An 11,293-nucleotide genomic window follows, 5' to 3' on the forward strand; every position below is an offset into this window, starting at 1 on the left:
GTGCTCCGCGTTTAAGGGCTCAGGCCTGCGGCCGGGATTGCGCGGCAAACAGCGTCGAGGCTTCCGGCGGCACATAGACGAAGACATGCTTGTCGGCGACCTCGCGCGCGGTCTGGACGCGGAAGGTGCTGCCGGCGCCTGTCAGCTCGTACTGATAGACGGAGCCGAGATAGGAGCCGCCCTGAACGGTTGCCTGTACGACGTTTTCACCGGCGCTGCCGACGATCTGCAGCCGCTCCGGACGCACGGCAATCACGACTTTTTCGTCAGCACCGTTCCGGCCGGTGTTCGCCTTGATCATCGTTCCGTCTTCGAGGCGAACATTGGCGATGCCGGCGGCGCGATCGACCACGGTACCTGTCAGGAAGTTCGAGGAGCCGATGAAGTCGGCGACGAAGGCATCGGCCGGCGTCTCGTAGATTTCCTTCGGGGTGCCAAGTTGGCGGATACGCCCCGTGTCCATCACCGCGATGCGGTCGGAAACCGCAAGCGCTTCCGCCTGATCGTGGGTCACGTAGACGGTCGTGACGCCGAGACGTTCCTGAAGCTCGCGCAACCAGACACGGGCGCGCTCGCGCAGCTTCGCATCGAGGTTGGACAGCGGTTCGTCAAGCAAAAGCAGGCCCGGTCGATAGACGAGTGCGCGCGCGAGCGCCACGCGCTGCTGCTGGCCGCCGGAAAGCTCGAAGGGGTAACGCTCGGCGAATTTGGCCATCTCGACCAGTTCAAGCGCTTCCTTTATGCGCTTGTCCTGCTCGGCGCGGCCGATCTTGCGCAGTTTCAGCGGGAAGGCGAGGTTTTCCGCCACCGACATATGCGGCCAAAGCGCGTAGCTTTGAAAGACGAGCCCGATGTTGCGCTGTTCCGGCGGCACCACCGTTTTGGTCTTGCCGTCGAAGAGCACGCGGTCGCCCATGCGGATTGCGCCCGATGTCGCGTGGTTCAGTCCGGAAATTGCAAAAAGCGTCGTCGACTTGCCGCAGCCGGAGGGGCCGAGCAGCGTCAGGAACTCGCCCTTCGGAATGGTCAGCGAGACTTCGCTGACGGCCTTGTAGGAGCCGTAGTTGATGGAGAGGTTGTCGAGGATGAGATCAGCCATAGATCTTGGCTCCCAGCAGACGGCGCGCCATGAAGACGAACAAGGCCGTGATGATGACTTGGATGGTGGCAAGGGCGGAGACGGGTCCGTTGTCGCCCTGGGCATAGAGCTGCAGCATGGTCGAGCCGATGATTTCGGACCCCGGCTGGTAGAGGAAGACTGCCGTCACATACTCCTTGAAGAAGTGGATGAAGAGCAGCGCGAAGCTTGAAAACAGCGCGGGCTTCAGCAGCGGCAGGACGATGCGTGTCACCGTCGTCCACCAGTCGGCGCCGGAAATGCGCGAGGCGCGGTCAAGCTCTTCGCCGATCTGCGACAGCGCCGGTGCGATCGCGCCGAAACCGATCGGAATGTAGCGTATGACAAAGGCGGCGATCAGGATCCAGATCGTGCCGCGGATCATGTCGAGGCCCGGGACCCAGACCACGGCATAGAAGAAGCCGAGGCCGGCGATGATGCCGGGCAGCGAGCGCGGGAACAGCGCGACATATTCGAGTGCGCGGCGGAAGCGGAACTCGGAACGCTTGGCGACAAGCGCGATGAGCACGACGCAGGCGGTGCCGATGATGCCGCCGAGGAAGGAGATGACGACGGAATTGAGGATCGCCCTGACATATCCCGGCTGATTGAAGATCAGCTCGAAGTTGGCAAGGGTCAGTAGCTTCCAGAACGGGACCAGCGGCGTCAGGAAGCTGACGCTGGCGCGCATGAAGATGCCCGCAAAGACGGTGACGATGGTGAAGAGCACATAGGCCGCGACGGCGGCGAATGCGACCCAGCGCCAGTTTCCGAGGTCGACGAGCGAGGGGCGGGAGGCCTTGCCGCGCACGGTGACGAAGCGGCCGCTGTCCTTCATCAACCGGCCCTGCAGCCAGACGAGCAGGCCGACGATCACAAGCAGCATGACCGCGCCGGCACCGACGATACCGTAGTCGGATTGCACGGCGGCATTGATGCCCTGGTCGTAGAGGAAGGTCGTGACCGTGTGGATGCCGCTCGGGCCGCCGAAAACCAACGGGATTGCCAGCATCTCGATGCCGATGACGAAATTGAGGACTGCGGAGTAGACCATTGCCGGCCGCATCATCGGTACGGTGATGCTGATCAGCGCCCGCATCGGGCTGGCGCCGGCCGAGCGGGCGGCATCTTCCAGCTGTGCGTCGGCCTTGGTGACGGCGCCGATGCACATGAGGTAAGCGAGCGGCGCCTGGCTCAAGCCCGCAACGATGCTCATGCCGGTCAGGCTGTAGAGGTTCCACGGGCTGAGTCCGGTGCTCGCCTTGAAGGCGAGAGTGATATAGCCCGACGGTCCGTACATGGTGAACCAGCCGAAGGCCATGACGAGGTTGCTGACGAAAAGCGGCCAGATCAGGATCTCGCCGATCCATTTGCGTCCGGGCAGATTGGTGCGGCCGACGATGACGGCCATAACCGAGCCGAACAGCTGGGCAACGACCATCGTGACGACGGCGAAGAACAGCGTGTTGAGCACGATCTTGCCCATGCCCGCCTCGGTGAACAGGCGAACGAAGTTGCCGGCGGTGACGACGGCGTCGGGCTTGTAGAGCGGCCGGTCGAGAAAGGCCTGGAGAATAATGGGCGCAATCGGCCCGATCACCAGGATCGTGGTCAAGATGCTTACGGCCCAGAAGGTGATGGTCGACCGGTCACGCGTGGCGCTCGGTGCCGACCCTGCTGTGAGCTCGGTCATGGCAATAGTCCTCGAAAGCCGTCCGCGAACGCGAAAGACGGTCGTCAGGCTTCGTAGAGTTGAAAATGAGGGCAGAGGAACCGCCGGCCGACCGTATCGCGGCCGACGGTTGCTGAGTCGAGGCCCGTTAGTTGCCGGCCATCGCGGCGGTCCACTTGGTGGCAAAGCCCGCAGCGTCATCGATGATCGCCTTGTCGAAGCCGACGGCGATCAGGTTTTCCATGCCTACCTTGGCAGCGATCGCCTGATAGGTGTAGCGAACCTCGGCTTCTTCGACGTCCTCGCGATAAGGCGTCAGTCCGCCCTTGCCGACCTGCGTCTGGCCCTTCTGGCTGAGCAGATAGTCGACGAACAGTTTTGCCGAGTTCGGGTTGGCCGCCTCGCTCGGGATGCCGAGGCCGCGAAGCATGACCGGCGTTCCGTCATCGGGGAAGGCAAAGCCGAGGATCTCGCCGCCGGGCTGCTCCAGGCGGGGGAAGATGGTGATGCCGGAGACGGCGATGCCGACGAGATATTCGCCGGTGGCGATCTTCTCGTTCATCGGGCCGCCTGAGACTTCACCGCGGATCATCGGGCCGATTTCGCGCAAGCCCTTCCAGCCGTCGTCGCCCTTGACCTGCAGCGTCTTCCACCAGGCAGCAAGCCCGAAGGAGTTGCGGGCGGCGTCATAGGTGGTGATCTTGCCGTCGAACGTCGCCTTGTCGGCGGCTGCCGCCTTGACGAGCGAGGCGAAACCGGTCGGGCGCTGGCCCTCCGGCAGCAGCGCGGCATTGTAGGTGATGACGAGCGGGTCCGCCGACATCACGTAGATGCCGGGATAGGGATTGGCGAAGCCCGGCAGGCGTTCGGTTTCCGGGCTGGCATAATCGAGCATGCGGCTCTCGCTGCCATAACGTGCCCAGCGGTCGTTTGCGCCGGAGACCAGGATGTCGGCGGTGCGCGCACCGCTGCCAGCTTCTGCTTCCCAGCGGGTGTGCACGGTGCCGGAGCCGAGGTCGAGCGTCTCGATCTTGATCCAGGGATAGAGTTCGTTGAAGCCCTTGATGACAGGCTGCCAGTTGTTGTCGGCCATGTTGGAGTAGACGACGAGGCCAGCTTCCTTGCGCGAGGCTTCGACGATCTGGCCGTAATCGGCCGGATAGTACTCAGGCAGCTTCGGCTCCTGGGCAAAGGCGCTGGTCGAGACCATCGCCGATGCGGCCAGCAGCCAACCGGCGAGCTCTCTCTTCAAATAGGACATCAATTCCTCCCGTGGGTTTTCCCATTTTTGAAAATGCGTCGCGAGAGCTCCTCACTTGCGCGACGCGCGGCTTCGACCGTCGCCTCGGTGACGCGATCGAGATTGTTGGCGATCCGCTCGCGCGGACCGGAAATGTTGACGACGGCGACGATGCGGCCGTCGGGATCGCGAATGGGCGCCGCGACGCCGGCGGCACCCTCGACCCGGCCGTAGAGATTGGCGACATAGCCTTCCCGACGCCCGGCGCTGACGCGCTCGGCGATGGCATCGGGGTCGTCTTCGGCTGGCACGGAGTGACCGAGATAGGTTTCGAGCTCCTGGTCCGTCAGGCCGGACAACAGCATCAGTCCGCTTGCGACGTAGTGGGCGACACGCTGTGTGGCGATATCGCGGTCATAGCGGATCTCGCGCATGGGCAGGATCTTGTTGAGATAGCGGACCTGCCGCTCGTCCGTCAGCACGGCGATGAAGCCGGTCTCCTCGATCGCCGCCACCGTTTCGCGAAGGATCGGCTCGGCCACCCGCAGGATCGTGCCCCAGCCGCTGTTTGCTTCCGACGGCTCACCCGGCAGCCGGATCAACAGGTAGCGTCCGTCGGTCTGGCGGGCGACGTACCGGGCTTCAACAAGGGTGCGCAGCAGAAGCAGCGTGCTGCTCTTCGGCAGGGAAAGGGCCTGGACGACCTCGGCGAGCGAGACTGCTTCGCTGCGCGACGCCAGCCACTCGATCAGGTCCAAAATTCTTTCCGCGCCCCGGCCGCTCATCGTGATTTTTTCCTTGTTCAATATATTGAACATGTGCTATATAATGAACTTACCGAGCGTGGCCGCCCTTGTCAAGGTGCGGCCAGTGCTGCCGTTTCCTGTGCGCCTTGTCGTTCGCCAACGAGTGTCAGCAGGCAAAGGATAAGTTCAGGCTCCTCGACGCGATTGGGGGGTTGGGAGGTTCCGGTTCATCCGATCGAACCCGAAACGTCATTTCAGACCGCAACAAATCTTGAATCGTCTGATCAAACGCTCGCCTCCATTGGCGGGCACGCTCCCATCGTGTCCGGTCTCAGATCGCGCCTCGTCAAGGTGCATGAACGACCTGGGCAGTGTTCGACTGAGGAGTGAACTATGCGTAAGCCAAAGCTTAATTCCACGGCCCATCCCGTAATCGAGCCCGGCTACAAGCCGGTGGCGCTGCCGGCGGTGCGTGCCGCCCATCTGATGCTGAAGAGCAAGCGCGATGCCGACGTGCGCCACGCACAGCGCAAGACCGCCATGCGCATCGTCAACCAGTTCGATCGTGACACCGACTGACGAACAGGCGCCCGCTTCGCACGGACGTTTCCCGAAGGGGGGGTGCGCATCGTCGCAGGAGCGGTAAGTTATCCGGCGATATCTGAGCGTGGGGGCCGACGGCCGTCGAGCGACGGCAGTCGCTCAGTTCGCGGATACGGGCGAAACCACCTGCCAGTTTCCAAACAGCGTCAAGCCAGCGGCCTTGGCAAGAGCCACGGAGGCTCATTGTCGAGCTGGCATCTGCGGGGGAATGGACACCTGGAAAGCGCTTTGCGCCGCGTAGGGCGGGCCGTCTTGCAGCGTCTTTGCTGCGACGGTGATCAAACCTGCCGGACGCACCGTCGCGCCCGGCAGGGCCTTGGGAGGCTATCTCGTAGCTGAACCGTCGTACGCTTGGCGTGCAACCGCTTCGACGATCCGGCGGCTGGCCGAAACGATGTCCGTGTCCTGAAGCAGCGCGCCGCCGATCAGATACATCACGTCTTGGCCGTAGGCTTCGCGCATCTCCGGCACACGGCTAAGATTCATGTCGCCACCTGGCGCCGGCACGATCGCCTTCGGGCCACCCATGTCGACGGCGCAGGCCTTGGCGATCGACTGGCACTCCTCGCGGGTGAAGCCGAACCGCCCGCCGAAATTCGGGTAGATGGCGGCATCGGCACCCATCAGGCGGTGCAAGGCGCCGTAGAAGCAGCGATGCGAAAAGCCTGTATCCGGCGAGACGACATTGGCACCGGAAAACGCCGGATGCGAAACGATCGGCAGGGTGAAGCCCGGGTCGGACGCCAGCGTGTGGATGACGTCATAGCCGGCGAGGGCCGGTGATATCATCACCGCGCCGGCGCCGGCTTCTTCCGCCATCATCGCCCGCTCGAACAGCTCTTTTGACGAGGCTGTGATGTTCGGCACGAAACTGGCTCGCCCGCCGCCCTTCGCATTGGCTTCACCGACAGCTTCGACACAGGCCGCCAGCCGTTCGGCAAACGGCGACGTCCTCTGATCCACCAGCCCATGGTCGTCCTTGACGAAATGCATGCCGCCGAGCGCGAAGTCGTGTGCGCGGCCCGCCAGTTCGGACGTGGACAATCCAACCGGCTTGATGGCGGACATCAACAGCGGTTGCGCGCCGATGCCGGCTCGTTGCCGGAGCCCGGCAATGCCGTGTCGTGGACCCGGGCAGAGAGCGAGGATAGCCGGGGAAAGGCCGATGTCCTCGACTTTCAACCCCGGTTTGATCGAGCTGTTGCCGAAAACGATATTGAGGAATTGCAGGAAGTCGCCGCCGATATCGTCTTCACTGTAGGAGATATCAGCGAGATAGCCGGGACGGCCGTCCGGGTCCTGCGCGAGGGCTTCGAGCTTGCCGAGGATTTCGTCCTCGACATAACCTTTGGGCACGACATCGCGCGGGATCTCGACCGTCTGTTCGAGGGCGATGTCGAGCGCCCGTGCGCGCGCCTCGGCTTCGTCGGCCGCCCTGACGTAATAGCTGACGGTAAACCGGGGCGCCATCAGAGCGCCTCCGCCTTCTGTGCCGAATGCACGTGATCGAGACGAACCTCGGTCAGTTCGTCCTCGCCGATTTCGAGCGATCTGCCGGTAAGCTCCTCGATTGCCGACACCAGCGCGCCGGCATCAAGGCCGTACTTCTTCATCAGGTAAGGCTTCGAGGCGCCATGGGCAAAAGTGTCCTTCAGGCCGAGGCGCTTCAGACGGACGCCAAGCCCCTCTTCGGCGAGGATCTCGGCCACCAACGATCCGAGCCCGCCGACGGTGGTGTGGTTCTCGAGCGTGACGATGCCCTTCTTGCCGCGCGCAGCCTTGATCAGCCCGTTGCGGTCGAACGGCTTGAGGGTCGAGGCGTGCAGGTGATGCAGCCCGATCCCGCGGGCTTCGATCGGCCGTGTCGCCCGCAGGACCTCCTCGGTGCAGACGCCCGAGCTGACGACGAGGATGTCGTCGCCTTCAGACAGGGTGCGCAGTTTGTTGAAGGCGAACGGCGTCGAGAACAGCCGGGGGACTTCGCCGCGAAGGACGCGGACATAAACAGGACCGTCGATCGCATCGGCGACCTCGAGCACGGTCTCGACCTCGGTCGCGTCGCCGGTCTCGAGGATCGTCATGTTCGGCACGGCGCGCAGGACGGCGATGTCCTCGATCGCCTGGTGGGTGATGCCGCCCGGCGTGGTGATCCCCGGCAGAAAGCCCATCAGCCGCACCTTGCGATTGGAATAGGCGATCGAATTGATCAGCTGATCGTAGGGACGCCGATAGAGGAAGACCGAGAAGGTGTGGATGAACGGCCGATAACCCTGCATGGCAAGCCCGCCGGCGAAGGAGAGCATGTTCTGCTCAGCCATCCCCAGCGACAGAAACTGCTCCGGATGCCGATCGCGAAAACCATCGACCTCGCAGGAAGAGGTGAGGTCAGCCGAAAGGCACATAACCTCAGGACGGGCTGTGGCGAAAGCCTCGAAAGCCCTCGCGTAAGGGCGGTTGACGATTTCGACCATGGTCAGGCCCCTTCCATTTCGTTCGGGCTCACGCCCAGTTCGACAGCCAATGCCGCCTGCATCTCAAGCCTCTCCTCGGCGCTCTTGAAGCGCACGTAATGAAGGCGCGGGAAGCGCTTCTGCAAGAAGTTCATTCCCTGGAACGGCGACGTATTGGCGAGGATGATGAGCGGTTTGCCGGGTTCTGCGCTGTTGGCAGCAATGCGCATGGCCTGCAGATCGTGACCGTCGATCGAGCGGCAGGTCGCCCCGAAGGCTTCGACCCGACGGGCGAGGTCGCCCAGATCGAGAACCGAGGACATGGCGCCGTCGCATTGCTGGCGGTTGACGTCGACGATGACGCGGATGTTGTCGATCCCGTGATGCGCCATGGCGGCAAGGCATTCCCAGGTTTGTCCCTCCTGGAACTCCCCGTCGGACATGTAGACCCAGACCTTGCCCGGTTCGTTACGTTTCTTTCGGGCAAAGGCGACGCCTGCGGCCATGGAAAGACCTTGCGCCAGCGAGCCCGTCGTCACCTCCATGCCCGGGCTGTGCTCGGCGCCGATCATCTCGACGGAGCCGCCGTCCTTGTTGAAATGGTCGAGAGCACTGTCGTCCATCCGGCCGACCTCGATCAGCGCGCTATAGATCACCAGCGCATAATGCGCCGGCGAGATGAAGAAGCGGTCGTATTCGGGTGCCGCAGGGCCGTGGTAGCCCGCGCCGGTAAAGGCTTCGGGATTATCGGCAGAGGGCACGCCGCGAAACGGCAGCGGCACCTTTGGCAAGGTCGGCTCGCCGAGCGTCAGGATCTCGTTGTAGAGCAAGGCAAGGCTTTCGGCCGCCGAACATGCCTGGCTCAGATAGCCGCCATTATTCTTCATCGTATGGAAGAAGACGCGGCGGCGGATGCCGAGCGCGATCTCTTCGGTCGTCTTCTGGTTCGTGAGGCTCATCGGTCAGCTCCTTTCCGGAAACAGCGCTTTGAGGCCTCCGGGCGAGGGCACGGCGACGCCGCGCTCGGTGATGAGGCCGGTGATGAGGCGTGCCGGCGTCACGTCGAAGGCCGGGTTTGCCGAAGGGCTGCCTTCCGGCGAAACGCGAACCGAGATGATCGAGCCGTCGGGACCGCGGCCCTGGACAAAGCTCACCTCGTCGCCGGTGCGCTCCTCGATCGGAATCTCCTTCACGCCGTCCTTGACCGTCCAGTCGATGGTCGGCGAGGGCAGCGCGACATAGAAGGGGACGTCGTTGTCGCTGGCGGCAAGCGCCTTCAGATAGGTGCCGATCTTGTTGCAGACATCGCCATTGGCGGTGGTGCGGTCGGTGCCGACGATCACCATGTCGACTTCGCCGTGCTGCATCAGGTGCCCACCGGCGTTGTCGACGATCAGCGTGTGCGGCACGCCATGGCCGTTGAGTTCCCAGGCGGTGAGCTGCGCACCCTGGTTGCGCGGCCGGGTCTCGTCGACATAGACGTGGACGGGGATGCCCGCCTCCGTCGCCATGTAGATCGGCGCTGTCGCCGTTCCGTAGTCGACCGTTGCGAGCCAGCCGGCATTGCAGTGGGTGAGGATGTTGACCGGCTCGCCGGGCTTCTTGGTCGCCGCAATCTCGCGGATGATTTTCAGGCCGTTGGCGCCGATCGCCCGATTGAGTTCGACATCCTCCTCGGCGATCTCGCCAGCGCGGCGATAAGCGGCTTCGGCGCGCTCTTCGGCCGGCAGAGGGCGCAGGAACTGCCGCATGGCGTCGAGCGCCCAGCGCAGGTTGATCGCCGTCGGCCGGGTCTCGTTGAGCTCCTCCCAGACTGAATCGAGATGGCGGTCTGACGGATCGTCGGCCATGGCAATGGCGATGCCGTAGGCGGCGGTGACGCCGATCAGCGGCGCACCGCGCACCCACATGTCGCGAATGGCGACGGCGACGTCGGCGACCGTCTTCAGCGTGACGATCCGGAATTCGTGCGGCAGCCAGCGCTGGTCGATAATGTCGACCGAGCGGCCGTCGGCGTTGAGCCAGATCGTATGGTAGTGCTTTTCTCCGACTTTCACGAAAGTGTCTCCTGCTGAAGCCGCTGCGCGGTTGCGCGAATATCCCTGAGGCTCGCAATGCGATCCCGGTTGACGGCAAGATGGCGCCCGAGCTTGAGCGCCTTGCTTTCGCATTTGGCGCGGCGGCTGAGGTCGTCGATGGTTTCGAAATCGGCGTTGTGGGCAAGGCCGAGGATGCGCCTGAGGATCTCGACCCCGGCAAAGCCGAGCATCTCGCGGTAGATCTCATCGAGGACGATAGTCAGCGCCTGTTCCGAGCCGAACGGGTCGTCGCGCTCTTCGAAAACGCTTGCCTGGTAGAGAATGCCCTTGCGCTCGCTGCGCCAGAGCGCGGAAAACTCGTCGCAGAAGGTTTCCCAGATCGTCTCTGTCGTATCCAGCAGGTAGGTGCGCATCTGGTCGCGTTCGCCGGCCGCGCTCTCGTGGCCACCTTGAGAGAAGTAGCTCATCCAGAAGTTCGCCAAGAGCATGCCGACATCGAAGCTGATCGGTCCGTAGAAGGCGAATTCCGGATCGATGACGCGCGTCTCGTCGTCGGTGACCATGACCGAACCCGTATGCAGGTCGCCGTGGCAAAGCGTTTCGGCCTTGGCGGAAAAGATATGTTTCAGCCGCTGCGCTTCGACCTTCAAGTCACGGTCGCGGCGGAGTTCCTCGACCAGGCTGTCGAGGTGTGGTGTCGTATGCCGGTTCATCTCCGCCTCGAAGTAGGGATCGGAGAAAACCAGGTTTTCGGTGATATCGCAAAGTTCGACATTGTCGGCGAAAAGCGCGAGATCGGCCTTTTTGTCGCGCGTCGGCATCGAAAGATCCGAGCCGCGAAAGAGCGTGCGGGCGGCGAAAAGCCCGAGATCGCGACCGATCTTCGGCAGCCTGCGCCCCGCGATCAGCGCGCGCCGCAGGATCACGTGCGGCGTCAGGTACTCCATGATGATCATCGCCTGCTCGGCGTCGAAGTACAGGATTTCCGGCACCATGCCCGGGTCGCGCGCCGCCTGGCGGGTGAGGGCGTGGTATTCGAAGAACGAGCGCTTCAACGGCAGGGGCCAGCGCTCGCCGACGAGCCTGACATAGGGGAGCGCCTGCTTGACGATCGCCGCGCCCTTATCGCCCGTGACGATGAAGACGAGATTGAGGTTGCCGTCGCCGACCTCCTTGACCTGCCAACGGCCATGATCGCCGCCGATCCTGTCACATAGCGCAGCATTGCCGCTCAGCCTTAATGGCAGCGTTTCGGCGCTGAGCGCCTCGAAAACGTGCTTGTCCATATGGTCCTCCCTATGGGCATGGCCGGCCTCGGCCGCTCCTCGCCATGCTGTCATGGACCATAGGTAAGTCGGCATTCTGTCAAATGTCAATCGCCTTGACATTTGATGGATAGCCATCCTAACCTGACTTCATTGGGAGG

General features: G+C 63.3%; 10 protein-coding genes. 1 reads left to right on the plus strand and 9 read right to left on the minus strand.

The genetic code is table 11. From position 1 onward, the window contains the following. Positions 1-19: 19 nt before the first annotated feature. The 4 genes from ASD52_RS11395 to ASD52_RS11410 all read right to left on the minus strand — a co-directional run bounded on the left by ASD52_RS11395 (position 20) and on the right by ASD52_RS11410 (position 4,814). Positions 20-1,099 (minus strand): ABC transporter ATP-binding protein, encoded by a 1,080-nt coding sequence (locus ASD52_RS11395; protein WP_057207613.1) that lies wholly within the window; start codon positions 1,097-1,099, stop codon positions 20-22. Next, complete coding sequence (locus ASD52_RS11400; protein ID WP_057224381.1) at positions 1,092-2,810, minus strand: iron ABC transporter permease; 1,719 nt, start codon at positions 2,808-2,810, stop codon at positions 1,092-1,094. Before ASD52_RS11400 ends, ASD52_RS11395 begins: the two co-directional genes overlap by 8 nt. A 127-nt stretch (positions 2,811-2,937) precedes the next feature. After that, positions 2,938-4,050 carry an extracellular solute-binding protein gene (locus tag ASD52_RS11405; protein WP_057207611.1) on the minus strand — a complete coding sequence of 371 codons (1,113 nt, stop codon included), beginning with the start codon at positions 4,048-4,050 and terminating at the stop codon, positions 2,938-2,940. Then, entirely contained in the window at positions 4,050-4,814 is a 765-nt protein-coding gene (locus ASD52_RS11410) for an IclR family transcriptional regulator C-terminal domain-containing protein (RefSeq protein WP_057224383.1), read from the minus strand. Before ASD52_RS11410 ends, ASD52_RS11405 begins: the two co-directional genes overlap by 1 nt. Before the next feature lie 354 nt (positions 4,815-5,168). Here ASD52_RS11410 and ASD52_RS11415 point away from each other — a divergent pair, with 354 nt between their 5' ends. Continuing rightward, positions 5,169-5,354: a hypothetical protein gene (locus ASD52_RS11415; protein WP_057207609.1), complete on the plus strand. Its 186-nt coding sequence runs from the start codon at positions 5,169-5,171 to the stop codon at positions 5,352-5,354. A 348-nt stretch (positions 5,355-5,702) separates the two neighbouring features. Here the strand turns inward: ASD52_RS11415 and ASD52_RS11420 are convergent, their stop codons facing one another. Genes ASD52_RS11420 through mtnK form a run of 5 tightly spaced genes read right to left on the minus strand, consistent with a single transcriptional unit; the run spans position 5,703 to position 11,153 of the window. Continuing rightward, positions 5,703-6,848 carry a RuBisCO large subunit C-terminal-like domain-containing protein gene (locus ASD52_RS11420; RefSeq protein ID WP_057224385.1) on the minus strand — a complete coding sequence of 382 codons (1,146 nt, stop codon included), beginning with the start codon at positions 6,846-6,848 and terminating at the stop codon, positions 5,703-5,705. After that, positions 6,848-7,849: a transketolase C-terminal domain-containing protein gene (locus ASD52_RS11425; RefSeq protein ID WP_057224387.1), complete on the minus strand. Its 1,002-nt coding sequence runs from the start codon at positions 7,847-7,849 to the stop codon at positions 6,848-6,850. Before ASD52_RS11425 ends, ASD52_RS11420 begins: the two co-directional genes overlap by 1 nt. Before the next feature lie 2 nt (positions 7,850-7,851). Continuing rightward, positions 7,852-8,787 (minus strand): 1-deoxy-D-xylulose-5-phosphate synthase N-terminal domain-containing protein, encoded by a 936-nt coding sequence (locus ASD52_RS11430; protein ID WP_057224389.1) that lies wholly within the window; start codon positions 8,785-8,787, stop codon positions 7,852-7,854. Positions 8,788-8,790: 3 nt separating this feature from the next. Beyond that, complete coding sequence (gene mtnA, locus ASD52_RS11435) at positions 8,791-9,885, minus strand: S-methyl-5-thioribose-1-phosphate isomerase (RefSeq protein WP_057224391.1); 1,095 nt, start codon at positions 9,883-9,885, stop codon at positions 8,791-8,793. Then, a complete protein-coding gene (gene mtnK / locus ASD52_RS11440; RefSeq protein WP_057224393.1) occupies positions 9,882-11,153 on the minus strand; it encodes an S-methyl-5-thioribose kinase in 1,272 nt (423 codons plus the stop codon). The genes mtnA and mtnK overlap by 4 nt, the downstream gene beginning before the upstream one ends. Positions 11,154-11,293: the final 140 nt, after the last annotated feature.

It is taken from the genome of Ensifer sp. Root142, from assembly GCF_001426785.1.
GTDB lineage: Bacteria > Pseudomonadota > Alphaproteobacteria > Rhizobiales > Rhizobiaceae > Ensifer > Ensifer canadensis.